The sequence below is a fragment of the Serratia sp. CY29653 genome, from assembly GCF_052169255.1.
Lineage (GTDB): Bacteria > Pseudomonadota > Gammaproteobacteria > Enterobacterales > Enterobacteriaceae > Serratia > Serratia sarumanii.
Map to the genome: position 1 here is coordinate 1,685,793 of NZ_JBJNLC010000001.1, position 26,073 is coordinate 1,711,865.

The following is a 26,073-nucleotide window of genomic DNA, read 5'->3' on the forward strand; positions in this document are numbered from 1 at the left end:
GCGGGGCGAATCCCGGAGAACAGGGCCGGGTATGGGGCCTGACCGCACTTACTCATCGGAATAAAAATAATGGCAAATCAACCAAACTCATCGTTCAACGCCGGCGGCCGCTCGCGCGCCGTCGCTCTGGGCCAGCGGCTCTCCGGGGTGGCGCTGCTGGCCGCCCTGCTCGCCGGGTGCGACAACAGCGTCGCGCACAACGCCCCGCCACCGCCGCCGGTGGTCAGCGCCGCCAGCGTGGTGGTCAAACCGATCAGCCAGTGGGATGCCTTCAACGGCCGGGTCGAAGCGGTGCAGAGCGTACAGCTGCGCCCACGGGTCTCCGGCTACATCGAACGGGTCAACTACACCGAAGGCGACGAGGTGAAAAAAGGCCAGGTGCTGTTCACCATCGACGATCGCACCTACCGCGCCGCACGCGAACAGGCGCAGGCCGAGCTGGTGCGGGCTCGCAACCAGGCCGCCCTGGCGCGCAGCGAATCCTCGCGCACCGAGAAACTGATCGGCACTCAGGCCATCTCTCAGGAAGTCTGGGAACAGCGCCGGTCATCCGCCGCGCAGGCGCAAAGCAACGTGCTGGCAGCGCAGGCCCAGCTCGACATGGCGCAGCTGAATCTCGACTTTACCCGCGTTACCGCGCCGATTGACGGGCGCGCCAGCCGCGCAATGATCACCGCCGGCAACCTGGTCACCGCCGGCGACAGCGCCAGCGTGCTGACGACGCTGGTGTCGCTCGACAAGGTCTACGTCTATTTCGACGTGGATGAAGCCACCTTCCTGCGCTATCAGCAGCAGGGCCGGCACGACGCGCGCCTGCCGGTGAAAGTCGGCCTGGTAGGCGAAGACGGCACCCCGCATCAGGGGCTGGTGGATTTCACCGATAACCAGCTGAACGCCGGAACCGGCACCATCCGCATGCGCGCCCTGCTCGATAACCGCGATCGCCGCTTCACGCCGGGGCTGTTCGCCCGGGTACAGATGCCCGGCAGCGCCGAGTTCAACGCCATGCTGATCGACGATAAAGCGGTGATGACCGACCAGAACCGCAAGTTCGTGTACATCGTCGATAAAGACGGCAAGGCGCAGCGCCGCGACATCGACGTGGGCCGCATGGCCGAAGGATTGCGCATCGTGCAGAAAGGGTTGGCAAACGGCGATCGGGTGATCGTCGACGGCATGCAGAAAGTATTTATGCCGGGCATGCCGGTCGACGCGAAAACCGTCGCCATGAACCCTATCGCCTCCGCACTTAACTAAGCTCCCAGCAGAGACTTCTGACCCATGGACTTTTCCCGCTTTTTCATCGACCGACCGATCTTTGCCGCGGTGCTGTCGATACTGATTTTTGTCGCCGGGGTGATAGCCATCCCGCTGCTGCCGATCAGCGAGTACCCGGACGTGGTGCCGCCCAGCGTGCAGGTGCGCGCAGAATACCCGGGCGCCAACCCGAAAGAGATCGCTGAAACAGTGGCCACGCCGCTGGAAGAAGCGATCAACGGCGTCGAAAACATGATGTACATGAAATCGGTCGCCGGTTCCGACGGCGTGCTGGTGACCACCGTCACCTTCCGCCCGGGCACCGATCCCGATCAGGCCCAGGTGCAGGTGCAAAACCGCGTGGCGCAGGCCGAAGCGCGCCTGCCGGAAGACGTGCGCCGCCAGGGCATCACCACTCAGAAACAGTCCCCGGCGCTGACGCTGGTGGTGCATCTGGTCTCGCCTTCCGGCAAGTACGATTCGCTGTACCTGCGCAACTACGCCACCCTGAAGGTCAAGGATGAGCTGGCCCGCCTGCCGGGCGTCGGCCAGGTGCAGATCTTCGGCGCCGGTGAGTATGCGATGCGCATCTGGCTCGATCCGAACAAGGTCGCCGCGCGTGGGCTGACCGCCTCCGACGTGGTGAGCGCCATGCAGGAGCAAAACGTGCAGGTCTCCGCCGGCCAGCTCGGCGCGGAGCCGATGCCGACGCGCAGCGACTATCTGCTGTCGATCAATGCCCAGGGTCGCCTGCAAACCGAAGAAGAGTTCGGCAACATCATCCTCAAGAGCGGCGACAACGGCGAGATCGTGCGGCTGCGCGACGTGGCACGCATCGAAATGGGCTCCGGCAGCTACGCGCTGCGCGCCCAGCTCAATAACAAGGATGCGGTCGGTATCGGTATCTTCCAGTCGCCGGGCGCCAACGCCATCGAGCTGTCGGACGCGGTGCGCGGCAAGATGGCCGAGCTGGCGACCCGCTTCCCGGACGGCATGAGCTGGAAATCGCCTTACGATCCGACGGTGTTCGTGCGCGATTCGATCCGTGCTGTGGTGGATACGCTGCTGGAAGCGGTGATCCTGGTGGTGCTGGTGGTCATACTGTTCCTGCAGACCTGGCGCGCCTCGATCATTCCGCTGTTGGCGGTCCCGATCTCCGTGGTCGGCACCTTCGCCGCGCTGTATCTGCTGGGCTTCTCGCTCAATACCCTCAGCCTGTTCGGGCTGGTGCTGGCGATCGGCATCGTGGTGGATGACGCCATCGTGGTGGTGGAAAACGTCGAGCGTAATATCGAAGAGGGGCTGTCGCCGCTGGCGGCGGCGCACCAGGCGATGCGCGAGGTCTCCGGCCCGATCATCGCCATCGCCGTGGTGCTGTGTGCGGTGTTCGTACCGATGGCGTTCCTCTCCGGCGTTACCGGGCAGTTCTATAAGCAGTTCGCCGTCACCATCGCCATCTCGACGGTGATCTCCGCCATCAACTCGCTGACTCTGTCGCCGGCGCTGGCGGCGCGCTTGCTCAAACCGCACGGCGCGCCGAAAGATCTGCCGTCGCGCCTGATCGACCGGCTGTTCGGCTGGCTGTTCCGGCCGTTCAACCGCTTCTTCGCCAGCAGTTCGCAACGCTACCAGCGCGGCGTCTCCCGCGTGCTGGGCCGGCGCGGCGCGGTGTTTGTCGTCTACCTGCTGCTGCTGGCCGCCGCCGGGGTGATGTTCAAGACCGTGCCCGGCGGCTTTATCCCGACGCAGGACAAGCTGTACCTGATCGGCGGCGTGAAAATGCCGGAAGGCGCCTCGCTGGAACGCACCGATGCGGTGATCCGCAAGATGAGCGCCATCGGCCTGAGCGTGGACGGCGTCACCGATGCGGTGGCTTTCCCCGGCCTGAACGCGCTGCAGTTCACCAATACGCCGAATACCGGCACGGTGTTCTTCGCGCTGGAGTCGTTGAGCACCCGTACCCGTACCGCGGCGCAGATCAACGCCGAGATCAACGCGCGCATTTCACAGATCCAGGAAGGCTTCGCCTTCTCAATCATGCCGCCGCCGATCCTCGGCATCGGCCAGGGCTCCGGCTATTCGCTGTACGTGCAGGATCGCGCCGGGCTGGGCTACGGCGCGTTGCAAACGGCGATCAACACCATGTCCGGTGCCATTATGCAAACGCCGGGGATGGGGTTCCCGATCTCCTCGTATCAGGCCAACGTGCCGCAGCTGGACGCCAAAATCGATCGCGACAAGGCCAAGGCGCAGGGGGTGCCGCTCAATGCGCTGTTCAGCACGCTGCAGACCTACCTCGGTTCGTCTTACATCAACGACTTCAACCGCTATGGCCGCACCTGGAAAGTGATGGCGCAGGCAGACGGCCAGTTCCGCGACAGCGTAGAGGACATCGCCAACCTGCGCACCCGCAACGACAAGGGTGAAATGGTGCCGATCGGCAGCATGGTCAACATCGGCACTACCTACGGCCCGGATCCGGTGATCCGCTATAACGGCTTCCCGGCGGCGGATCTGATCGGCGACGCCGATCCGCGCGTGCTTTCCTCTACCCAGGCGATGGGCGCGCTGACGCAGATGGCCGGCAAACTGTTGCCGAACGGCATGAACATCCAGTGGACCGATCTGAGCTACCAACAATCGACCCAGGGCAACGCCGCGCTGGTGGTGTTCCCGGTGGCGGTGCTGCTGGCGTTCCTCGCGCTGGCGGCGCTGTACGAAAGCTGGACGCTGCCGCTGGCGGTGATCCTGATCGTGCCGATGACCATGCTGTCGGCGCTGTTCGGGGTGTGGCTGACCGGCGGCGACAACAATGTGTTCGTGCAGGTCGGGTTGGTCGTTCTGATGGGGCTGGCCTGCAAGAACGCCATTCTGATCGTCGAGTTCGCCCGCGAGCTGGAAATGCAGGGCAAAGGCATCGTCGAGGCGGCGCTGGAGGCCTGTCGCCTGCGGTTGCGGCCGATCGTGATGACCTCCATCGCCTTCATCGCCGGCACCATCCCGCTGATCCTCGGCCACGGCGCCGGCGCCGAGGTGCGCGGCGTCACCGGCATCACGGTGTTCTCCGGCATGTTGGGGGTCACCCTGTTCGGGCTGTTCCTGACGCCGGTGTTCTACGTCACGCTGCGGCGCCTGGTGGCGCGCAAAGCGCAGCCGCAGACCGTCTGAACGCGGCGTTAAAATGCAAAAAGGTCGGGCATTGCCCGACCTTTTTTTATGCATGCGAACCGCGATTATTTGTCGGCGGTTTCAGCCTCTTGCGCGGCGGCGTACTCCGCGCAGGCACGCTTGTCGCCCCGCTCCAGTTCGGCCAGCGAATCGGCCACGGTATGGCGCGCCAGCACCGCAAGCGAAGCCTGTTCGGCTTCGTTCACCACCGATTTGAAATACCAGCAGGCGTTGGCGCTCACCAGGCAACGGGCCGGCACTTCAGGACGGGAAGCCCAGATGCGCTTGTCGTCGATCACCGCCAGATAGATGTCCCGCAGGGTGATCTCTTCCGCCGGGCGGCCAAGGTGGATAGAGCCGTTGCGGCCCAGGGTGGAAACGATGATGCCGTCTTTGGTCAGCGGCACCATCAGTTTGCGGATAAAGCTGGGGTTGGCTTCCAGAGCGGCGGCAAGGGTGGCGCTCGTCGAACGCATGCCCTGCTTCTCAGCTACGGCGACGCTAAGGACCATTTGCAACGCTGTCGGAAAGCGAAAATCTAACATGTCGTTATCTCTGCGAGACGAAATACTCAGGTTTGGCCGGTGTGGCGATTGGCGCCGATAACACCGCTTAATTGCACAATAATATAACAAACGCGGGGGCTTTTTTGAAGTTTTGCCCAGTGATATCGCACGCAGACATTAGAACGATCGCAAATTGTTGGGCGGGCAGAAAACAGAAACCCGCGTCAATGTTAACGCCGCTCGCTTAACCGGGTTAAACGATCAGAACTAACACTGCCCGCGGGCTTAATTCGAATGTGGCGATCAGGCTCTGTTCAGCACCAGCTGGCCGTTTTTATCCAACGGGATTTGCGTGCCCGGATCGTGATCCATGCGGATCTTGCCCTGCTGATTGCCGATCTTGTAGGTCACGTCATAGCCCAGCATTTTCTGAGACTTGTCATAGACCGTTTTGCAACGCTGCTGCACGCTGGTGGTGACGTCGTTATTCTGCATCGCCCCTTGCACCTGGTTACCGGCATAGCCGCCGCCCAGCGCGCCGACCACGGTCGCCACGTCGCGCCCGCGACCGCCGCCGAACTGGTGGCCGATCACGCCGCCCGCCACTGCGCCCAGCACAGAACCGGCGATGCGGTTTTCATCCTGCACCGGCGCACGGTGCGTAACGGTGACGTTGCGGCATTCCTGACGCGGCGTTTTGATGGTTTCTTTAATCGGCGTTGCGGCGAGCACCTGCGCATATTGCGGACCGGCAGAAAAGACGTCCAGGCTGGCTACCGCGGCAATCCCCAGAGCGGCAGCGATACCAATTCCAACACCGGCTAACATTGACTTGTTCACAGGAAACCTCCTGAAAGTGTTACCACGCATTTTTTCCGGGGTCTGTTACCGGCATGGCACCGCGCTTATTATTTTGCGCGTGGGCGGCTTGCGGTATCCCGGTTTACGGCGTGCGCGACGCGCCGTCTGTAAACGAGGTAAAGTCTGCACAATGATCTGAAGCCCCGCAATAAGACAAGGGGACCAAAAATGCGGGAAAACGGCCGTTTTTCCGCTGTTTAGGAGGAATCTTAAGAATTTTACCCATGCCGGCGACAGCTTATGCTGAAGAATCAAGCAACCGCCGCCGATCGCCTCGCGCCGCCATAAAAAAAACCCGCGCGAGCGAACCGGCGCGGGTTGGTCGACAAAGGCGGGATCAGTGCATTTTCAGACGTGGGCGGATCACCCGGTTGATGCCGCCCACCAGCATCATCAGGCCGGTTTTGATGTAACCGTGCAACGCCACCTGGTGCATGCGGTACAGCGAGATGTAGACGAAGCGCGCGATGCGCCCTTCCACCATCATCGAGCCGCGCATCAGGTTGCCCATCAGGCTGCCGACGGTGCTGAAGCGCGACAGCGACACCAGCGAGCCGTGGTCTTTATACACGTATGGCTTCAGCGTCTGGCCGTTCATCAGCGCCAGGATATTGGTGGCGCAGCGCGAGGCCATCTGGTGCGCCGACTGGGCGCGCGGCGGCACGAAACCGCCGCCCTCTTTCGGGCAGGAGGCGCAGTCGCCGATGGCGAAGATGTTCGGATCGCGCGTGGTCTGCAGCGTTGGCTCCACCACCAGCTGGTTGATGCGGTTGGTTTCCAGGCCACCGATATCCTTCATGAAGTCCGGCGCCTTGATGCCGGCTGCCCACACCATCAGATCGGCGTCGATGAACTCGCCGCCCTTGGTGTTCAGGCCTTTGGCATCGGCGCTGGTCACCATGGTGTTGGTCAGCACGCGCACGCCCAGTTTGATCAGCTCCTGGTGCGCCGCAGCAGAAATGCGCGGCGGCAGCGCCGGCAGAATGCGCTCGCCGGCTTCTACCAGCGTCACGTTGAGCGCGCTGTTGTCCAGGCCTTCGAAACCGTAGCTGTGCAGCTGCTTCACCGCGTTGTGCAGTTCGGCGGACAGCTCAACGCCGGTGGCGCCGCCGCCGACGATGGCGATGTTGAGCCGCTCTTTTTGCCCCGGCTGCGCCGAGAACTTCAGGAACAGGTTGAGCATTTCGTTGTGGAAGCGACGCGCCTGATGCGGGTTATCCAGGAAGATGCAGTGCTCTTTCACGCCCGGCGTACCGAAATCGTTCGAGGTGCTGCCCAGCGCCATCACCAGGATGTCGTACGGCAATTCGCGCGCCGGCACCAGCTCGCCGCCCTGCTCGTCGCAGATCTGCGCCAGCTGCAGCGTTTGCGTCTCGCGGTTGATGTTGGTCAACGACCCCAGTTGGAAGCTGAAATGGTGGTTGCGCGCGTGCGCCAGGTAGCTGAGCGCATCCACGCCGTCATCGAGGGAACCGGTCGCCACTTCGTGCAACAGCGGTTTCCACAAATGGCTGTGGTTGCGATCCACCAGCGTGATCTCCGCTTTGTTCTTGCGGCCAAGTTTATGGCCCAGGCTGGTCGCCAGCTCCAAGCCACCGGCGCCGCCGCCAACAATAACGATTTTCTTCTTTGGCGTTGTCAAAATAACCCCCTAAATGTGAACCATTTGTTATTCCAGGGTAAATAAATAATATCCTTAGAATACATAGGGTTCGCTTAAAATAAATCGGCTCTCTGCAGCCAGAATAGCATGTGAGGTTATTTGGTCATACCAAAATTGACGTACATCAAATTTTTTTGGTTAAAGGCTGGACGCGGGGATTTTTTGGCGATTGTGATTCAAATAGTTAGCGCTGAGTCACAGTTTTAAATTTTGCCGATTGCCACGCAAAATCTTGCCTGGGCGCACAAAAAAGCCGCACTTTCCGCCGGTGAAAAACGGGAAGCGCGGCTCACGGCAGCGTTATGAAACTGTTAACCCAGCGCCTTGAACGCCTTGAGCCGCTGCAAATGGGGGGAGATATTTTTGAACTTGTGCGTCTGCTGTTCATCCCACACGATCTCGTAGTAGTGATGCAGCAATTCGGCGCTGCGCCGGTTATCCAGCACCTCGTCGTGCCGCGACAGCACCACCAGACAGCGATCGCGGTTCTTCTCGCGGAAATCCTCCACGCACTTGGTGGCGATATCGCGATACTCTTCCGGCCGGTCTATCTTGCCGTGCATGTGCTCTTCCGGATACAGGTTCGGGTTGAACATCGCCTGGCGAATGCCGCACAGGAAGCCGATGCGCTCCGCCCAGAAGCCGCCGAGGCCGACCCCGCAGATCAACGGGTGCGCGTCGCCGCCCTGCTGCACCGCCTTGTCCACCTCTTTCAACAGATGCTGCATGTCGTGACGCGGATGCAGCGTGCTGTAGCTGATGAAGCGCACGTCCGGATCGATAAACTGCAGCTGTAACACCTTTTCATGATTGCCGGGACTGGTGGAATCGAAGCCGTGCAAATAGATAATCATGTGGATCCTCGCAACAAGCCAAGGGCCGCGGGCGCGGCCCTCATCATTTCCGCTCTGCGCCGCGATGCGGCGCCTGGATTCACCCCTGCGAACGCTGCTTGTGCTCCTCCCAGCGTTCGCTCAGCGCGCTAAGCGCCTTGTGCGCCTGCTGCCAGCGCTCGGAGTCGCGCAGTTCCTGACGGGTGAACTGACCGCGATGATATAACCGCTTCACCTTCTCTGCTTTGACCGGGGACAGGTTATCCAACACGCTGACCGCACCTTCGCGGTGGTTGCACACCAGGATCATGTCGCAACCGGCATCCAGCGCCGCCTGGCCGCGCTCGGCGTAGCTGCCCATGATGGCGGCGCCTTCCATCGACAGATCGTCGGAGAAAATCACGCCGTCGAAGCCCAGCTCCTGACGCAGGATCTGCTGCAGCCAGTAAGGCGAGCCGCTGGCCGGGCGCGGGTCCGCTTCAGTATAGATGACGTGGGCCGGCATGACGGCGTCCAGCAGCTGGCGGTTGATCAGCTCGCGGAAGATCGCCATGTCATGCTCGCGGATCTGCGCCAGCGGCCGCGGATCGCGCGGGGTTTCCTTGTGCGAATCGGCGCTGACGGCGCCGTGCCCAGGGAAGTGTTTGCCGGTGGTTTTCATGCCGGCGCTGTGCATGCCGAGGATAAAGCGTTCCGCCATCGCCAGCGCCTGCTGCGGATCGCTGTGGAACGAACGCTCGCCGATCGCCGCGCTGCCGTGGCCGATGTCCAGCACCGGTGCGAAGCTGATGTCGATATCCTGCGCGATCATCTCCGCCGCCATCAGCCAGCCGGCCTCCTGCGCCAGCCGGCCGCCTTCCTGCGCATCGTGCAACGCGGCGAACGACTGCGCCGCCGGCAGGCGGGTGAAGCCCTCGCGGAAGCGCTGCACGCGCCCGCCCTCCTGGTCTACCGCCACCACCAGCCGATCGTGCGAGGCGGCGCGGATCTGGCGCACCAGCTCACGCAACTGCTCCGCATCGTGGAAGTTGCGGGTAAACAGGATCAATCCGCCAACCAGCGGGTGTTTCAGAATCTCGCGTTCTTCTGCATCCAGCTCGTAGCCGGCGACATCTAGCATTACTGGGCCCACGGGCACCTCACTTCATTATTGTTCGTTCAGAATTCGGATGATGATAAACAGAATCGCCGGCGCACCGCAGCGCCCCAGCGTAAAAATTCGGCGTCGCCGCTCTGCTGCCAGCGCACTTCAAACCACAGCAGCATCAGATAATCCACCCACGGCAGCCAGCCCCGCACCTGGGCCTGCAGCCGGGCGGCGTCGTGATAGCCCTGGCGCGCGTAGTGCTGCAAAAAGCGCTGCTGCTGCCCGGCCGACCAACCATTGCCGCGAAACAGTGCGGCGATATCCAGCGCCACGTCGCCGTCGGCGGCATACTCCCAGTCGATCAATCGCAGCCCCTCGCCGGTGGCGAGCAAATTGCCCGGGTGGATGTCCATGTGCAGCGGCGCCAGGCGCAGCGGCCGTGGCGGCACACTTAGCAAAAAATGGCGCTGCAGGCGCAGCCAGGCGGGGGTTACACGCCGCGTATCCAGCTGCGGCCAGTAGCGGAGGAACTGCCGCCGCAGATCCAGCCGGTAACCGCTGAGCGGCCGCCGATGCAGTTCCGCCGCCATCGTCGCCAGCTCGCCGCGCTCATTCAGCGTCGCAAACTCGGCATCTGTGACGACGTCACCTTCGAGCCATTCGAGGATAAGCCACTGATTATTCTGTGCGAAAACCCGCGGCCCCAGCCCCGGCGCGCAGCGGCGCAAGACCCGCGCTTCCCGCCGTCGGCTCACGCCCAGCGCGCGTTTTTCCTCACTGTGCTGGCGCGCCAACAGCGTGATGCCCGCGCCGTCGATGCGCCAGCTCTCGCCGGTCAGCCCCTGCACCGGGCTGAAATGACAACCGGCGGTATTCACCGCCGGCAGTCTGGTTTCCATCAATCGTCGCAGCGCGGCCTCAGCGTTTAACGGCGCCATTGCCCGACCAGACGATCTCGCCGGTTTGCACCAGCATCAGCTGCATATCCAACGCCGGCGACTTCACGTCGCCGCTGACGTCGCTGTACAGCACGTACTGCGCGCCGACGATGCGCGCCAGGCCAATCGCCTTGCTGCGCGAACCGAAGCTGTCATCCGCCGACAGGCCCAGCGTTTGTCTGGCGCTGGTCAGCTTCGCTTCCGGCACCACGCTGAAGGTGGAATTCGACGCCAGCGCCTTGTACAGCGCCGCGGTAGCTTTGCCCATCTGCAGCGAACCGTTGGTGTTGTTCTTGACGCTGTCCAGCAGCAGCACGCTGCCGGCCGTGACGCCATCGGCCTTCAGCATCTGCCCCACCAGCGGCTGGACGCTGCCCAGCCAGTCAAGCTGCTGGATTTTCGGCGGCTGCGGCACCGGCTCGGTGGTTGGCGGCTGCGGCTGCTCGACCGGCGGCGTCGGCTGTTCCGGTTCGACGGTGACCGGCGGCAACGGTTGTTCCGGCTCAGGCGGGCGCGACAGACAGCCGCTGAGGGTTAATGCGGCCAGCGCCACTAAGACGTACTTTTTCATGCTTTTTCTCCAAACCTGGCAAGCGCTTACAGGTACAGATACAGACGCGCGCTTTTAGCGTCCAGATTGCCGTTAATCGAGTAAATTTTGGCGTCCGAGTCGGGCGCCACCACGATCTCGCGCGGTTTCTCGAAGGGGCGAATATCCAGCCCCTGCGCGTCGTACCAATAGAAGCGGTAATGTACGGTGACCGGCGTCATTTGGCTGTTGTTGAGCACCGAGGTCGCCATCACCCGCCCGGAGGCGTTCGAAATCGAGGGCGTATCGGCCAAAATGCCGGCGGTCAGCACCGAAGGATCCATCACCACCGTCTGCCCTTGGTTGACCGCGATGCCGGGCGATGAACTGCATCCCATCAGCAACGCGGCGGGCAGCGCCAACGCCATCAGACCACGGAGAGTTTTTTTACCGCGCATGATTTCCTCGCTTAACGTGACAGCAGCGGCCCCAGCGAGCGGCCACCGACCAGGTGCATGTGAATATGATAGACCTCCTGACCGGCGTGGCGGTTGCAGTTGACGATCAGGCGATAGCCGTCCTCGGCGATGCCTTCCTGTTCGGCGATCTTCGCCGCGGCGGTGATCATGCGGCCCAGCGCGGCTTCATGCTCCACGGTCACGTCGTTGACGGTTGGGATCAGCACGTTGGGAACGATCAGCACATGGGTGGGTGCCTGGGGAGAGATGTCACGGAAAGCGGTGACCAGTTCGTCCTGATAAACCACATCAGCAGGGATTTCGCGGCGGATAATTTTACTGAAAATCGTTTCTTCGGCCATCTGGCGTTCCTTGTTTTACACAATTAGCTGTACGCAGTATGAGTGACAAATTCTACTGCTTTCAACCTGATTGCGCACTTTCCACGTCGAGTGCTGCAGATTCGCGCAGGCCGGCGCCCCGCTTGTGCACCTTTTCGCTTTGGTTATTCACTATTGTTGCTTTACTTACCCCGTACCGCCGCCAATATTAACCCCATGATTAACAAAGGATAGAGGGCGTTATGTCACCGAGAATACCGGCGCTGTGCGCGCTGTTGCTGAGCGCCGCCGTTCAGGCGGCCACGGCAGGCGGTATCGACCTGCAGGCTAACCGAGAGCCGATACGCGCAGCGAAAAACCCCGCCGCTATCGCGCTGATCCCGGCGAACTTTCACTTCGCGGTGCCCGGCAAGCTGACGGTGGCGGTGGCGTTCGAGAACTCCCCGCCGCTGGCGCTGTTCGCCGAGGACAATAAAACGCTGATCGGCAGCGATCCGGACATCGCCCGCCTGGTGGCCGACAGCCTTGGGCTGGCGCTGAATCTGGTGCCTACCTCGTGGGAAGATTGGCCGCTGGGCATCAGCACCGGCAAATACGACGCGGCGATCTTCAACATCGCCGTCACCAAACTGCGCAAGACCAAATTCGACTTCGCCACTTATCGGGTGGACACGCTGGGCTTTTACGTCAAATCCACCAGCCACATCACCTCGATCAACCGGCCGCAGGACGTCGCCGGGCTGCGGGTCATCGTCGGATCCGGCACCAATCAGGAAAACATACTGTTGGGATGGGATAAGCAAAACCGCGCCGCCGGGTTGCCGCCCGTGCAGCCGATCTACGTGACCGACGACGCCGCCACCAACCTGAGCATTCAGTCCGGGCGCGCCGATGCGTTCTTCGGCCCCCACTCCACCGGCGCCTACAAGGCGGCGCTGACCGGCAAAACCAAAATGGTCGGCATCGGCCCCAACGTGGCCTACGTCGCGGTCACCACCAAAAAAGGCAACGGTTTGGTGAACGCCGTCAACGCCGCCATCAACGGCGTCATCGTCAGCGGCGAATACGCGCAGGTGCTGGAACGCTGGGGCGAAGGCGATGAAAAGATCGAGCGCTCCGCCATCAACCCGCCGGGCATCGGCGACTAGCCGCCGATCAGCTGCGGCGCGTGTCGGCGCATCCACTCGGCCAGCGAGTCCAGCGTCGGCCGCAGCGATTTACCGAGCGCGGTGACCTGATACTCCACCCGCGGCGGCACTTCGGGAAACACCTGCCGCGTCACCAGGCCACGCTGCTCGAACAGCCGCAGCTGACGCGTCAGCTCTTTCTGCGCAATGGGCGCCACCGCCCGCTGCAGCTCGCTGAATCGCACCGGGCCATCGATCATTATCAGCCGGTACAGGATGGGTATCGCCCACTTGCCCGACACCAGATTGACGAAGTCCACCATCGGGCAGGATTCGCCCGCCGGCGGCAACGCCGCCAAATTATTTTCCGCCGCGAATGGCGCTTGCGCCGTCATTTCATCCCACCTCGCCCTTTAGTATCCAAAAGGTGCCTACTATGCAAAAGGAACTATAGCGCAAATAATGCCGCAACTGACGCTAAAGAGGAATCGGTTATGTCACGACTGCAAGGCAAATACGCATTGATTACCGGCGGCACCAGCGGCATCGGGCTGGAAACCGCCCGCCAGTTCATCGCCGAGGGCGCGACGGTGGCGATCACCGGGCGCAGCCAAAGCGCCCTGGACGCGGCGGGCCAGGCATTGGGTGGCAAGGCGCTGTTGCTGCTGAGCGACGCCGGCAATATTCCGCAGCAGCGCGAACTGGCGCAGCGGCTGGGGCAACGGTGGCCGCGGCTGGACGTGCTGTACATCAACGCCGGCGACGTTACGCATCGCCCGCTGCAGGAGTGGGATGAGCAGAGCTATCAGCGGCTGATGGACATCAACCTGAAGGGGCCGTTTTTTCTGATCCAGGCGCTGCTGCCGCTGCTGGCCAACCCTTCTTCGGTGATCCTGTGCGGTTCGGTCAGCGCCCATATCGGCCTGCCGCAGAGCAGCGCCTACGCCGCCAGCAAAGCCGGCTTGCTGTCGCTGGCCAGAACGCTGTCCGGCGAGCTGCACGCGCGCGGCATTCGCCTTAACGGCCTCAGCCCCGGCCCGACCGAAACCCCGGCGTTGGGTAAGCTGGGGTTGGCGGAAGCGGATGAACAGGCATTACGCGACGATATCCGCGCGCTGGTACCGATCGGCCGCATGGGTAGCACGCTGGAGCTGGCCAAAGCGGCGGTGTTTCTGGCGGCGGACGAGTCGGCATTTATGGTCGGCGCCGAGCTGCAGATGGACGGTGGTGTGGGAAATTTATAATTTAGCGACGCGGCCGCGCCCCGCGCGGCCCGCAAGATCACCCCAAACCGGGAATATCGACGCCGAAGGTCTGCAACAACAGCACCACGTTGAGCAGCACGATCACCACCGTGCCGACCACCGCCGCCAGACTGGTCCAGCGGCCGTTGGCGAACTCGCCCATGATGTCGCGGCGGCGGGTGAACATCACCAGCGCAATCATCGGCGCCGGCAGCGCCAGGCTCAGTACCACCTGGCTATAGACCAGCGCGTCGGTGGCGTTGACGCCCATCGCCACCACGATAAACGCCGGCACCATGGTGACCAGGCGGCGCACCCATACCGGGATGCGGAAGCCAACGAAGCCCTGCATGATCATTTGCCCGGCCATGGTGCCCACCACCGAGCTGGAAATGCCGGAGGCGATCAACGAAGCGAGGAAGATGCCGGCGGCCGCCGCGCCGAACAGCGGCGTCAACGTATGGTAGGCGGTGCCAATTTCGGCCACGTCGCTGTTACCGGCGTGGAAGGCGCTCGAGGCCATGATCACCATCGCAATATTCACCAGCCCGGCCAGCGCCAGCGCGATCACCACCTCAATATTGGAAAAACGCAGCAGCTTGCGCCGCTCGCCGTTGTCGCTGGCCGGGCTGCGGTGCTGGGTCAGCCCCGAGTGCAGGAAAATGGCGTGCGGCATCACGGTGGCGCCGATAATGCCGACGGCGATGGTCAGCGCTTGCGCGTCCGGCAACTGCGGCGTCACCATGCCGAGGCCGGCCGCTTGCCAGTCCACCGGTACGATGAACATCTCCACCAGATAGCACAGCGCGATGATGCCCACCAGGCCGCCGATCATCAGCTCGACCGGGCGGAAACCTTTCTTTTCCACCATTAACAGCGCATAGGTGATCACCGCCGTCACCCCCATCCCCGCCAGCAGCGGCATATGGAACAGCAGCGCCAGCGCGATCGCCCCGCCGAGAAACTCCGCCAGATCGGTGGCCATCGCCGCCACTTCGCTGAGCAGCCACATGCCGATCACTACCGGCCGTGAAAACTGGTCGCGGCACATCTCCGCCAGATTGCGGTTGGTGACGATGCCGAGCTTGGCCGACAGCGCCTGGAACAGCATGGCGATCAGGTTGGCCATCACCACCACCCACAGCAGGCTGTAGCCGTATTTCGCCCCGGCCTGAATATTGGTGGCGAAGTTGCCGGGATCCATATAGGCAATAGAGGCAATCACCGCCGGGCCGGCGAACAGCAACGGCGTAAAGGCGCCGCGCTTGCGTCCGGCAAGGGCGGCGCCAATCGCGATGTTGGTCCGTTCGGTTAACGATGGAGTGGTTGCCGCGTCACGCATGAATTACCCTCAATCTTTCACTGGTTATTTTTCCACCTACCATGCCGACAATGTAGCATCGGCTACACTTTATGCAACAGGCGAAATTCATTGGCTTTGTGTAGAGATATTTCTAACTACCACAATGCGTGGCATCGAATTGATAATGTGTGCTATTTGGACTAACTTAGGGCAACCCTCCCCGCATTGCCGGGAGACGCCATTTTTATGCTTACAGGACGCCCCACGCTATGGTTACCCGCGCGCCAGATAACGCCGACCGCCACGCCCAGACCGACATGCCGGACGAGGCCGAGCACGCCCTGCGTTTTAGCCGCGCCCGCGAAGCGCAATCCAATGCGCTGATCGAAGATTACGTTGAGCTGATCGCCGATTTGCTGCAAAGCACCCGCGAAGCCAGAACCACCGACATCGCGCGCCGCTTCGGCGTGTCTCACCCGACGGCGATCAAAAATATCGCGCGGCTGAAAAGCGCCGGGCTGGTGGAATCGCGCCCTTATCGCGGGGTGTTTTTAACCGAGGAAGGCGAGCTGCTGGCGCAGAAGGTGCGCCGCCGTCACCGCATCGTGGTCGATCTGCTGATGTGCGTCGGGGTGCCGAGCGAAACCGCCGAGCTGGACAGCGAAGGGATTGAGCACCATATCTCGGACGAAACGCTGGCGGTGTTCGAGCATTACCTGCAAAAGCACGCCAAGCCCTGACTCCCGGAGCGCCGATGAGCTACGCCGTGCAGCAAATCCACGATCTGCGCCTAGTGGTGTTCGCCGAAGCCGGGCCGATGTTGAAAGACGAAAACGACGTCAGCCTGTTTATCGCGCCCGCCTTTGAGCACGATGCCGGAATGATTGCCCTCCCCATCAACCGCCTCGACGCCACCTTTTTCCAGCTCAAAAGCGGCATTGCCGGCGCCGTATTGCAGAAATTCATCAACTACCGCCTGCGCGTTGCGCTGCTGGGCGATATCTCCCCCTGGCTGGCGCAAAGCAACGCGCTGCAAGATTTCGTGCGTGAGGCCAACCGCGGCGAACAGGTCTGGTTCCTCCCTTCTCTCGCCGAACTCGAACAGCGCCTGGGCGCCTGACGGCAGGCAATAAAAAAGGGAGGCTTTCGCCTCCCTTGATAACTCCCCTGCCTGAATCAGTGATTACGGATGTATTCGTCCATATCGGTTTTCAGGTTGTCGGACTTGGTGCCGAAGATGGCCTGCACGCCGGAGCCCGCGACGACTACGCCGGCTGCGCCCAGTTTCTTCAGGCCCGCCTGGTCAACTTTGGACACGTCGGCCACGCTGACGCGCAGACGGGTGATACAAGCATCCAGGTTAGTGATGTTTTCTTTACCGCCGAAGGCCTGAACCAGCGCCGCGGACATTTCGGAACCGCCCTGCGCAGTCTGCTCGGCAGCGGTGTCTTCACGGCCCGGGGTTTTCAGATCCAGCTTGGCGATCAGCACGCGGAAGATGGTGTAGTACACCAGACCGTAGACGATGCCGACGATTGGGAACAGCCAGATTTTGCTGCTGTTGCCGCTCAGTACGATAAAGTCGATCAGGCCGTGCGAGAAGCTGGTGCCATCGCGCATGCCCAACAGGATGCAGATTGGGAACGCCAGGCCGGCCAGGATAGCGTGGATCACGTACAGGATCGGCGCGACGAACATGAAGGAGAACTCGATCGGCTCGGTGATACCGGTCAGGAACGAGGTCAACGCGGCGGAGATCATGATGCCGCCGACTTTCGCGCGGTTTTCCGGCTTGGCCGAGTGCCAGATGGCGATGGCCGCAGCAGGCAGACCGTACATTTTGAACAGGAAGCCGCCGGACAGTTTGCCCGCGGTAGGGTCGCCCGCCATGTAGCGAGGAATATCACCGTGGAATACCTGGCCCGCCGCGTTGGTGAATTCACCGATTTGCATTTGGAACGGTACGTTCCAGATGTGGTGCAGACCGAATGGCACCAGAGCACGCTCAACCACGCCGTAAATGCCGAAGGCCACGACCGGGTTCTGATAAGCCGCCCACTGCGAGAAGGTCTGGATAGCCGTACCGATCGGCGGCCAGATGAAGGACAGCACTACGCCCAGAACGATCGCCGCCAGACCGGAAATGATCGGCACGAAACGCTTACCGGCAAAGAAGCCTAGGTATTCCGGCAGTTGAATGCGGAAGAAGCGGTTGAACATATAGGCCGCGATGGCGCCGGAGATAATCCCCCCGAGCACACCGGTATCCGCCAGGTGTTTGGCCGCAATCTCTTCAGCCGGCAGGTGCAGCACCAGCGGCGCAACCACCGCCATGGTTTTCACCATGATGCCGTAGGCCACCACCGCCGCCAGCGCGGAAACGCCGTCGTTGTTGGTGAAGCCCAGGGCGACGCCGATGGCGAAAATCAGCGGCATGTTGGCGAAGACCGAACCGCCCGCTTCCGCCATCACGTGGGAGACTACCGCAGGTAGCCAGCTAAAGTTGGCGGAGCCGACGCCCAGCAGGATACCTGCGATAGGCAACACGGACACCGGCAGCATGAGCGATTTACCTACTTTTTGCAGGTTTGCAAATGCGTTCTTGAACATAGTTGAGTGTGCTCCTGAGTAATAATGCTTTGCTACTTCTTGTCGCGATAATTCGCGCTGCAAGGGGGGGAGAAAAACCCCTGCAATTCAGGGTGTCTGTGCACCCCTTGAATTTATTACGCAGAGTAAAATAAATAGCCTGCGCAATGTTTGATGACAATCACGTTTCGATGATCGAGCCGCGGTAACTTTGCATAAACCGGCTGTTTTTTGGCGAAACAGACCAAAAAACACGCATCAATCACCTTGAAACGGGAGGGAACCTTACCCGTTTCAGTGATTAATTACGAGCTTAAAAAAAATTATGCAGACAATGACCTACAGCTATAGCCTAGGTCAAAGATCACAGTTCGAGGTGAAATAAACGTGAAAAGTTGGCGGTGGTGGCTTCGGCCAGTTGTTCCAGGCTGACGCCCTTCAATACCGCCATGTATTCAGCCACATCGCGCACATAGGCGGGTTGGTTTTCTTTGCCGCGATGCGGCACCGGTGCCAGATAAGGCGAGTCGGTTTCCACCAGAATGCGATCCAGCGGCACATAGCGCGCCACCTCGCGCAGCTGTTCGGTGTTGCGGAAGGTGACGATGCCCGAGAAGGAGATGTAGAAGCCCAGATCCAGCAGAGCTTCGGCCGTGGCCAGATCTTCAGTGAAGCAGTGGAGTACGCCGCCGCAGTCCTGTGCGTTCTCTTCACGCAGGATCGCCAGCGTGTCCGCGCGCGCATCGCGAGTGTGGACGATCACCGGCTTGTTCAGATCCCGGCCGATGCGGATATGTTCGCGGAAAGAGTCCTGCTGCAGCTCAAGGTTGTCTTTCTGGTAGAAGTAATCGAGCCCGGTCTCCCCCAGCGCCACCACCTGCTCCGCCGCCGCCAGGCGACGCAGTTCGGCGTAATCATACCCCTCTTCCAGATTGAGCGGATGCACCCCGCAGGAGAAGGCCACGTCGTTGCGCTCGCCGATCAGCTCGGTCATGGAACGGTAACCCGGCAGCGTGGTGGCAACCGCCAGCACATAGCCGACGTCGCGCGCCTTGGCTTTGGCCAGCGCATCGTCCACATTCTGGTGCAGCGTTTGATAATCCAGACTGTCAAGGTGGCAATGAGAATCGACTAACAACATAATTTTTAACTCTTTTACTTTACAGCGAATGAGGTTGGGAATAGCCGGCGGCGCCGAGCATCTGTTCCCAGCGAAGTAACTGTTCGGTCAGCAGCAGCTCGCGGTTGACGCCCACCACGCTGAGCAGCTGATGGCGGCAGTTCAGCCACTGCTGCACGATCTGCTGCAGCGAGGCGCTGCTCAGCAGGCTGGCCAGTTGATGCACCAGCGGCTGCTGATCCTGATTCAATACATAGTGATGCGCGCCCTGCTGCCACTTCATCGCGTCCACCAGCAACGCGCACAGCCAGTGCAGGCGCTCGGCGACGTCTTCATGGTTCAACACCGGCAGCAGCGACAGCATATCGCGCTGCGGCAGCGCGGCGCTCAACGTGGCGCACAGGGCTCTGCGCTGTTGCCACTGCTGCGGCTGCAACAGCTGTTCGGCGGCCAGCGGCGCGCCGTCGTGCAGGCGCAGCGCCGTGAGGCGGTCCGTCTGAGAGCCGGCCGCCTGTCGGCCCAGCCACTGCAGGCTGAGCTGCTCATCCGGGCTGGCCAAATGCCAATACAGGCAACGGCTGCGCAGCGTCGCCATCAGCCGCGACGGCTCACGGCAGCCTAGCAGAAAATAGGTTTTCTCCGGCGGCTCTTCCAGCGTTTTAAGCAGCGCGTTGGCCGCCGCCTCGGTCAGCTGTTCCGCCTGCGGCAGCCAAATCACTTTAGCGCCGCCCTGCTGCGCGTGGGCGTACAGCGTTTCAATCACCTGGCGGATCGGCTCGATGCCCAGGCTGCTCTTACCCTTTTCCGGCGTCAGCACGTGATAATCCGGGTGGTTTCCCGCCAGCATCAGCCGGCAGCTGTGGCACTCGCCGCAGCTTTTTTCACCGTTGCGCTGCTGGCAGATCAACCAGCGGCTCAGGCCGTAGGCCAGCGCATCATCACCGTTGCCCGCCGCCGCGTGCAGCAGCAGCGCATGATGGCCTCGGCCGTCGGCGTACTGCCCAATCAGCTGGCGATAAGGGCCGTTCAGCCACGGGTACCAGTTCATTATGCGCCTTCCTGCTGCCGCAGCCAGTGGCCGACGCAGTCGCGGATCGCCGCGGTCACCTGCTCCAGCGGCTGGGCGGCGTCGACGGTGACGATGGTTTTATCCTGCGCCGCCAGCTCGAGATAGCGAGCGCGGGTGCGTTCGAAGAACGGCAGCGCCTCCTGTTCGATGCGATCCAGCTGACCGCGCGCCTGCGCGCGTTGCAGGCCGACCAGCGGCGGCAGATCGAGATACACCGTCAGATCCGGGCGAAAATCCCCTAGCACGGTGTCGCGCAGCGAGCTCATCAGCTGCGGATCCACGCCGCGGCCGCCGCCCTGGTAAGCCTGTGAAGAGAGATCGTGGCGATCGCCCACCACCCAGGCGCCGCGCGCCAGGGCCGGTTTGATCACCGTTTCCACCAGCTGTACGCGCGCGGCGTACAGCATCAATACTTCGGCCTTGATGGTCGGCAATTCGCCGTCGATGCCGCGCTTGAACAGATCGCGCAGCTTCTCCGCCAGCGGCGTGCCGCCCGGCTCGCGGGTGAAGACGATGTCGCTGACGCCGTGTTCGCGCAGCACCTTGACCACCGTATCGCGCGCGGTGGTTTTACCCGCGCCTTCCAGCCCTTCGATAACAACGAATTTACTTTTCATTCTTTTCCTTTAACGCCTGACGGTACACGCGCACCGCCTGGTTATGGCTCGCCAGATTGGTGGTGAAGGTATGCCCACCCTTGCCGTCGGCGACAAAATAGAGATAAGGCGTTTTGGCCGGATTGGCGGCCGCCTGCAACGAGGCCTCACCCGGCATGGCGATCGGCGTTGGCGGCAGGCCGGCGATCACATAGGTGTTGTACGGTGTCGGCGTCTCCAGATCCTTGCGCGTGATGTTGCCATTATAGCTTTCGCCCATGCCGTAGATCACCGTCGGATCGGTCTGCAGGCGCATGCCGATGCGCAAGCGGTTGACGAACACCGACGCCACCTTGCTGCGCTCTTCCGGCACCGCGGTCTCTTTCTCGACGATCGAGGCCATGGTCAGCAGCTCTTCCGGCGTTTTATACGGCAGGCTGGTGTCGCGGCCGGCCCAGGCGGCCTGCAGCGCTTTGTTCATGCGCACGTGTGCGCGTTTGAGCAGCGCGATGTCGCTCATGCCGGCGGTATACTGATAGGTATCCGGGTACAAATGCCCTTCCGGCGTTTCTCCCGCAGGAATGCCGAGCGCTGCGGCAATCTCCGCTTCGCTCTTGCCCGCCAGGGTGTGTTTCAGGTATTTGGACTGCTGCAGCACCTGCTGCCAGTCACGCAGGCGTGAGCCTTCGATAAAGCGTGCGGTGAACTGCGCCTCTTTGCCGCTGGCCAACAGTTTCAGCATCTGGCGCACCGTCATGCCCGGCGTGAACCGGTAGGTGCCGGCTTTAAACTCCGCCAGCTCCGGCTCCAGCTTCAGCAGCCACTGGAACCAGCGGCCGTTGCGCACCAGCTTATCGCGCACCAATAGCCCTTCCAGCGCTACCCGACCGGTGCCGGCCGGCAGTTTGAAGATGGTTTCTTGTTGGATAGCCAGTGGCGTATCGGCAAAGCGTTCGATCTTCTGGTAGCCCCAAAACAGCAGCGCCAATACCAGAACAACAATAATAGACAGGACCTTCAGCTTTCTTTTCTTCATCAATCAGCCATGGTTAACAGTGTGGACGCAAAAAATCATACAGCTGGCGCGAAGCATAGCGCCATGATTGCGCAGCGTTTACCGGCAGCAGCGGCATCAGCGCATTGCTCACCAGGACTTCGTCGGCATCGGCCAGCGTCTCCAGCGGTTCACTGACGCACTGCAGACGGTATTCCGAGCCCGCCAGCAGCGCGATCACCCGCCGCCGCATCAGGCCCGCGACGCCTGCCTGGCTCAGATCCGGGGTAAATACCGCTTTTCCCTTACGCCAGAACAAATTAGCCGCACAGCATTCCACCAGCATACCGGCAGTGTCAAGCACCAGCGCCTCGTCGGCGGCCGTCTGGTCAAGATGCGCGCGGATCAGCACCTGCTCCAGGCGGTTCAAATGCTTCAACCCCGCCAGCAACGGATTGCGCGCCAGCGCCACCGGGCTGAGCGCAAGCGTGATGCCCTGCTCGCGCCACTGCAAATAGTGCGCGGGGTAGCTGCTGCGGGCCACGATACGCGTCGGGTTTTCGCACCCCGTCGGGCTGTAACCCCGCCCGCCGCTGCCGCGCGTCAGTATCGCTTTGACCACGCCGAGCGGAATTGATTCGGCCGCCAGCGCCATCTCCCGTTCGAAAGCCAGCCAATCGGTGGCGGGCAGCATCAGCCGCTGCGCCGCTTGCTGCAGCCGCTCCAGATGCCAGGGCAGCAGCTCGATTTTACCATCGGTAACCCGGGCAGTAGTAAAGCAGCCATCGCCGAACTGCAGGCCGCGATCGCTCGGCGCCAGCGCATCGTGGCGTTGTCCGTTAATCCAGTACATGCTTCCTCCTGTTGCCGGGTGATTTCATTACGCTCGCAGAATAGCAGGCGACGAGGCGATACGCAGCCCTGTTGGTGTCCAGACGATAGGCGTAAAAAAGCCCGGTTAAAAAACCGGGCTTTCATCAGCTATCCACAGCGCGAATTACACTCGGCGGAAGATCAGCGAGCCATTGGTGCCGCCGAAGCCGAAGGAGTTACACAGGCTGAACTCCATATCGCTGACCTGGCGCGCTTCGTGAGGCACGAAGTCCAGATCGCAACCTTCATCCGGGTTATCCAGATTGATGGTTGGCGGTACCGCCTGATCGCGCAGCGCCAGCACGGTGAAGATAGACTCGATCGCGCCTGCCGCACCCAACAGGTGGCCAGTCATCGATTTGGTCGAGCTCACCAGCACGCGCTCTGCATCGGCGCCGAAGACGGATTTCACCGCCTGCGCTTCCGCCTGGTCGCCCGCCGGCGTAGAGGTGCCGTGCGCGTTGATGTAGCCGATTTGTGACGGGGTCACACCGGCGTCAAGCAGGGCATTTTCCATCGCCAGCGCAGCGCCTGCGCCGTTTTCCGGTGGCGACGTCATGTGATAAGCATCGCTGCTCATCCCAAAGCCCACCACTTCGGCGTAGATTTTCGCGCCGCGCTTTTTCGCGTGCTCGTACTCTTCCAGCACCATCATGCCGGCGCCGTCGCCCAGCACAAAACCGTCGCGGTCTTTATCCCACGGACGGCTCGCCGCCTGCGGGTTGTCATTACGAGTGGACAGAGCGCGCGCTGCGCCAAAGCCGCCGACGCCCAATGGGGTGCTGGCTTTCTCTGCCCCACCGGCCAGCATCACGTCCGCATCATTGTAGGCAATGATACGCGCCGCATGGCCGATGTTGTGCACACCTGAAGTACAGGCGGTGGCGATGGAAATGCTTGGGCCACGCATGCCGTACATGATTGTCAGGTGACCGGCAATCATATTCACGATGGTGGATGGCACGAAGAACGGACTGATTTTCCGTGGGCCACCGTTAACCAGTGAACTGTGGTTTTCTTCGATCAAACCCAGGCCGCCGATGCCGGAACCGATCGCGGCTCCAATGCGGCTGGCGTTAGCCTCGGTGATGTCCAGGCCTGCATCCTGCATGGCTTGCATGCCGGCAGCGATACCGTACTGGATAAAGGCGTCCATCTTGCGCGCATCTTTGCGCGAGATGAAATCCTCGGAATTAAAATTCTTTACCAGGCCAGCAAACTTGGTCGCATAGGCAGTGGTATCGAAATGGTCGATCAGGCTGATGCCACTCTGACCGGCAAGAAGAGCGTTCCACGTGGACTCTACCGTATTGCCGACAGGAGACAACATGCCCAGTCCGGTCACAACTACTCGACGCTTAGACACGTTTGTCCTCCAGGGAGGGAAAAATATGACACTAGGGATAGAAAAAACTTAGGCGGTCGAGCGACCGCCTAGATATGTTCTCTTACTGCTGGCTAGCGTTGATGAAATCAATAGCTGCCTGAACAGTAGTGATCTTCTCAGCTTCTTCGTCTGGAATCTCGGTGTCGAATTCTTCTTCCAGTGCCATTACCAGCTCAACGGTGTCAAGAGAATCAGCGCCCAGATCTTCAACGAAAGAAGCGTTGTTCAAAACTTCTTCCTGTTTAACACCCAGTTGCTCAACAATGATTTTCTTAACGCGTTCTTCGATAGTGCTCATACTCTTAAATTTCCTATCAAAACTCGCTTTCGCGATGGTTTTCGTAGTGTATAAAATGCTGAAAAAGATGCAACTAAATCCCGGCTGGTCAAACCACGATTTTACGCTATTTTGCGGTTTTTGCCTCAAATAACGCAAATGGTTTTCACATTTTTTAAATCATGTACATGCCGCCATTGACATGTAGCGTTTCACCGGTGATATAGCCGGCCTCATCAGAGGCCAAAAATGCAACAGCGCTGGCGATTTCTTTAGCATCGCCCAGCCGGTTGGCTGGAACTGATGACAAAATGCCTGCGCGTTGATCATCTGTCAACGCCCGTGTCATGTCCGTCTCAATAAAGCCAGGTGCCACGACGTTGACCGTAATGCCACGCGAAGCAACTTCACGTGCCAAAGATTTGCTAAAACCAATCAGACCGGCTTTAGCCGCCGCGTAGTTCGCCTGCCCTGCGTTCCCCATGGTGCCGACAACGGAACCGATGGTGATGATACGGCCAAACCGCTTTTTCATCATAGCGCGCATTACCGCTTTTGACAGGCGGAATACGGAAGTCAGGTTGGTGTCGAGGATATCCTCCCACTCATCATCCTTCATACGCATCAGCAGGTTATCACGCGTGATGCCGGCATTATTCACTAAAATGTCGATTTCGCCAAATTCGGCGCGAATCGATGCCAGCACGCTGTCGATAGATTGCGCATCAACAACGTTCAACATAAACCCTTTGCCGTTTGTGCCCAGGTAGCTGCTGATCGCTTCAGCGCCGCTCTCGCTGGTCGCGGTGCCGATCACTTTGGCGCCGCGTGCCACAAACGTTTCTGCAATAGCTCGGCCAATACCGCGGCTCGCGCCGGTGACCAGAACGATTTTACCTTCGAAGCTCATCATTTTCCTCTTTATTGTTCAAGCGCCGCCGACAGGCTGGCGGTGTCGTTCACCGCCGCAGCCGTCAGGGTGTCAACAATACGTTTAGTCAGACCGGTCAGCACTTTGCCCGGCCCCACTTCCAGCAGCGACGTCACTCCCTGTGCTGCGATAAACTCTACACTCTCGGTCCAACGCACCGGGCTATACAGCTGACGCACCAGCGCGCTGCGGATCGCTTCCGGATCGTTTTCGGTGCGCACGTCGACGTTGTTCACCACCGGCACCTGCGGCGCGTTGAAGGTGATGTCCTGCAACGCCACGGCCAGCTTGTCGGCAGCCGGTTTCATCAGCGCGCAGTGTGAAGGCACGCTCACCGGCAGCGGCAGCGCGCGCTTGGCGCCTGCGGCTTTGCAGGCGGCGCCTGCGCGCTCAACCGCTTCTTTGTTGCCGGCGATGACCACCTGGCCCGGCGAGTTGAAGTTGACCGGAGAAACCACCTGCCCCTGCGCAGACTCTTCACACGCCTTGGCGATCGCGTCGTTGTCCAGACCGATGATGGCGTACATCGCGCCGGTGCCTTCCGGCACCGCTTCCTGCATCAGCTTGCCGCGCAGCTCGACCAGACGGATCGCCGCCTTGAAGTCCAGCACGCCGGCGCAGACCAGCGCCGAGTATTCGCCCAAGCTGTGACCCGCCATCAGCGCCGGCGCTTTACCGCCCTGCTGTTGCCAAACGCGGAAAATCGCCACCGAGGCGGCCAGCAGAGCCGGTTGGGTCTGCCAGGTTTTGTTCAGCTCTTCCGCCGGGCCTTGCTGCACCAGCTGCCACAGGTCGTAACCCAGGGCGGAAGACGCCTCGCCGAAGGTTTCTTCGACGATCGGGAACTGTGCGGCCAACTCGGCCAGCATGCCAACGGTCTGCGACCCCTGGCCCGGGAAAACAAAAGCAAATTGCGTCATTT

At 61.3% G+C, this 26,073-nt stretch carries 27 protein-coding genes; 6 read left to right on the plus strand and 21 right to left on the minus strand.

Going from position 1 to position 26,073, the window contains the following annotated elements:
• The first annotated feature begins 69 nt into the window (after positions 1–69).
• Positions 70–1,257, plus strand: coding sequence for a multidrug efflux RND transporter periplasmic adaptor subunit SdeA (sdeA, locus tag ACJ8HN_RS08105; RefSeq protein WP_039566579.1), 1,188 nt, complete (start codon positions 70–72; stop codon positions 1,255–1,257).
• A gap of 24 nt (positions 1,258–1,281) precedes the next feature.
• Positions 1,282–4,425, plus strand: coding sequence for a multidrug efflux RND transporter permease subunit SdeB (gene sdeB / locus ACJ8HN_RS08110; RefSeq protein WP_039566581.1), 3,144 nt, complete (start codon positions 1,282–1,284; stop codon positions 4,423–4,425).
• A 65-nt stretch (positions 4,426–4,490) separates the two neighbouring features.
• On the opposite strand, the gene ACJ8HN_RS08115 is transcribed toward sdeB, so the two are convergent.
• From ACJ8HN_RS08115 to hinT, 9 genes are all read right to left on the minus strand, one after another.
• On the minus strand, positions 4,491–4,970 hold the full coding sequence (locus ACJ8HN_RS08115) for an RrF2 family transcriptional regulator (protein WP_025302433.1): 480 nt from the start codon (positions 4,968–4,970) through the stop codon (positions 4,491–4,493).
• Positions 4,971–5,234: 264 nt separating this feature from the next.
• The gene (locus tag ACJ8HN_RS08120) at positions 5,235–5,771 is read right to left on the minus strand and encodes a glycine zipper 2TM domain-containing protein (RefSeq protein WP_004928798.1); all 537 of its coding nucleotides are present in this window, start codon (positions 5,769–5,771) and stop codon (positions 5,235–5,237) included.
• Positions 5,772–6,129: 358 nt separating this feature from the next.
• Positions 6,130–7,434, minus strand: coding sequence for an NAD(P)/FAD-dependent oxidoreductase (locus tag ACJ8HN_RS08125; RefSeq protein ID WP_442523250.1), 1,305 nt, complete (start codon positions 7,432–7,434; stop codon positions 6,130–6,132).
• Between the two features lie 332 nt (positions 7,435–7,766).
• Positions 7,767–8,309, minus strand: a complete 543-nt coding sequence (gene ycfP, locus ACJ8HN_RS08130; RefSeq protein WP_015377468.1) for an alpha/beta hydrolase YcfP — start codon at positions 8,307–8,309, stop codon at positions 7,767–7,769.
• Positions 8,310–8,388: 79 nt separating this feature from the next.
• A complete protein-coding gene (nagZ, locus tag ACJ8HN_RS08135) occupies positions 8,389–9,408 on the minus strand; it encodes a beta-N-acetylhexosaminidase (RefSeq protein ID WP_033646434.1) in 1,020 nt (339 codons plus the stop codon).
• A gap of 38 nt (positions 9,409–9,446) precedes the next feature.
• Complete coding sequence (thiK, locus tag ACJ8HN_RS08140) at positions 9,447–10,313, minus strand: thiamine kinase (protein WP_442523251.1); 867 nt, start codon at positions 10,311–10,313, stop codon at positions 9,447–9,449.
• Positions 10,294–10,884 carry a penicillin-binding protein activator LpoB gene (lpoB, locus tag ACJ8HN_RS08145; protein ID WP_033646436.1) on the minus strand — a complete coding sequence of 197 codons (591 nt, stop codon included), beginning with the start codon at positions 10,882–10,884 and terminating at the stop codon, positions 10,294–10,296. Before lpoB ends, thiK begins: the two co-directional genes overlap by 20 nt.
• 26 nt (positions 10,885–10,910) lie before the next feature.
• Positions 10,911–11,300 (minus strand): YcfL family protein, encoded by a 390-nt coding sequence (locus ACJ8HN_RS08150; RefSeq protein WP_033646437.1) that lies wholly within the window; start codon positions 11,298–11,300, stop codon positions 10,911–10,913.
• Between the two features lie 11 nt (positions 11,301–11,311).
• A complete protein-coding gene (hinT, locus tag ACJ8HN_RS08155; protein WP_004928776.1) occupies positions 11,312–11,662 on the minus strand; it encodes a purine nucleoside phosphoramidase in 351 nt (116 codons plus the stop codon).
• 221 nt (positions 11,663–11,883) lie between these two features.
• Between hinT and ACJ8HN_RS08160 the strand changes: the two genes are divergently transcribed.
• Positions 11,884–12,789 (plus strand): transporter substrate-binding domain-containing protein, encoded by a 906-nt coding sequence (locus tag ACJ8HN_RS08160; protein WP_103773904.1) that lies wholly within the window; start codon positions 11,884–11,886, stop codon positions 12,787–12,789.
• Here the strand turns inward: ACJ8HN_RS08160 and ACJ8HN_RS08165 are convergent.
• Positions 12,786–13,163, minus strand: coding sequence for a winged helix-turn-helix transcriptional regulator (locus ACJ8HN_RS08165; RefSeq protein ID WP_072268980.1), 378 nt, complete (start codon positions 13,161–13,163; stop codon positions 12,786–12,788). The two genes, ACJ8HN_RS08160 and ACJ8HN_RS08165, sit on opposite strands and share 4 nt — an antisense overlap.
• 99 nt (positions 13,164–13,262) lie before the next feature.
• On the opposite strand from ACJ8HN_RS08165, the gene ACJ8HN_RS08170 reads away from it, so the two are divergent.
• Entirely contained in the window at positions 13,263–14,012 is a 750-nt protein-coding gene (locus tag ACJ8HN_RS08170) for an SDR family oxidoreductase (RefSeq protein ID WP_164098081.1), read from the plus strand.
• A gap of 37 nt (positions 14,013–14,049) precedes the next feature.
• On the opposite strand, the gene ACJ8HN_RS08175 is transcribed toward ACJ8HN_RS08170, so the two are convergent.
• Positions 14,050–15,354, minus strand: coding sequence for an Nramp family divalent metal transporter (locus ACJ8HN_RS08175; RefSeq protein WP_004928764.1), 1,305 nt, complete (start codon positions 15,352–15,354; stop codon positions 14,050–14,052).
• Between the two features lie 230 nt (positions 15,355–15,584).
• Here ACJ8HN_RS08175 and mntR point away from each other — a divergent pair, with 230 nt between their 5' ends.
• Together mntR and ACJ8HN_RS08185 are read left to right on the plus strand one after the other, a co-directional pair.
• On the plus strand, positions 15,585–16,055 hold the full coding sequence (mntR, locus tag ACJ8HN_RS08180) for a manganese-binding transcriptional regulator MntR (protein WP_033638048.1): 471 nt from the start codon (positions 15,585–15,587) through the stop codon (positions 16,053–16,055).
• Between the two features lie 14 nt (positions 16,056–16,069).
• Entirely contained in the window at positions 16,070–16,435 is a 366-nt protein-coding gene (locus ACJ8HN_RS08185; RefSeq protein ID WP_442523252.1) for a DUF4180 domain-containing protein, read from the plus strand.
• A 56-nt stretch (positions 16,436–16,491) separates the two neighbouring features.
• On the opposite strand, the gene ptsG is transcribed toward ACJ8HN_RS08185, so the two are convergent.
• From ptsG to fabD, 10 genes are all read right to left on the minus strand, one after another.
• A complete protein-coding gene (gene ptsG, locus ACJ8HN_RS08190; protein ID WP_016928184.1) occupies positions 16,492–17,925 on the minus strand; it encodes a PTS glucose transporter subunit IIBC in 1,434 nt (477 codons plus the stop codon).
• 343 nt (positions 17,926–18,268) lie between these two features.
• Positions 18,269–19,045, minus strand: a complete 777-nt coding sequence (locus ACJ8HN_RS08195; RefSeq protein ID WP_442523253.1) for a metal-dependent hydrolase — start codon at positions 19,043–19,045, stop codon at positions 18,269–18,271.
• Positions 19,046–19,064: 19 nt separating this feature from the next.
• Positions 19,065–20,072, minus strand: a complete 1,008-nt coding sequence (gene holB / locus ACJ8HN_RS08200; protein WP_442523254.1) for a DNA polymerase III subunit delta' — start codon at positions 20,070–20,072, stop codon at positions 19,065–19,067.
• The gene (gene tmk / locus ACJ8HN_RS08205; RefSeq protein ID WP_049194624.1) at positions 20,072–20,710 is read right to left on the minus strand and encodes a dTMP kinase; all 639 of its coding nucleotides are present in this window, start codon (positions 20,708–20,710) and stop codon (positions 20,072–20,074) included. The genes holB and tmk overlap by 1 nt, the downstream gene beginning before the upstream one ends.
• Complete coding sequence (mltG, locus tag ACJ8HN_RS08210) at positions 20,700–21,725, minus strand: endolytic transglycosylase MltG (protein ID WP_033646443.1); 1,026 nt, start codon at positions 21,723–21,725, stop codon at positions 20,700–20,702. Before mltG ends, tmk begins: the two co-directional genes overlap by 11 nt.
• Before the next feature lie 13 nt (positions 21,726–21,738).
• Entirely contained in the window at positions 21,739–22,536 is a 798-nt protein-coding gene (gene pabC / locus ACJ8HN_RS08215; RefSeq protein ID WP_442523255.1) for an aminodeoxychorismate lyase, read from the minus strand.
• A 144-nt stretch (positions 22,537–22,680) separates the two neighbouring features.
• Positions 22,681–23,922 carry a beta-ketoacyl-ACP synthase II gene (fabF, locus tag ACJ8HN_RS08220; RefSeq protein ID WP_033638042.1) on the minus strand — a complete coding sequence of 414 codons (1,242 nt, stop codon included), beginning with the start codon at positions 23,920–23,922 and terminating at the stop codon, positions 22,681–22,683.
• A gap of 82 nt (positions 23,923–24,004) precedes the next feature.
• On the minus strand, positions 24,005–24,241 hold the full coding sequence (gene acpP / locus ACJ8HN_RS08225) for an acyl carrier protein (protein ID WP_004719003.1): 237 nt from the start codon (positions 24,239–24,241) through the stop codon (positions 24,005–24,007).
• 154 nt (positions 24,242–24,395) lie between these two features.
• Positions 24,396–25,130, minus strand: a complete 735-nt coding sequence (fabG, locus tag ACJ8HN_RS08230; protein WP_049213155.1) for a 3-oxoacyl-ACP reductase FabG — start codon at positions 25,128–25,130, stop codon at positions 24,396–24,398.
• Positions 25,131–25,141: 11 nt separating this feature from the next.
• Complete coding sequence (gene fabD / locus ACJ8HN_RS08235; RefSeq protein ID WP_015377451.1) at positions 25,142–26,071, minus strand: ACP S-malonyltransferase; 930 nt, start codon at positions 26,069–26,071, stop codon at positions 25,142–25,144.
• Positions 26,072–26,073 lie beyond the last annotated feature (2 nt).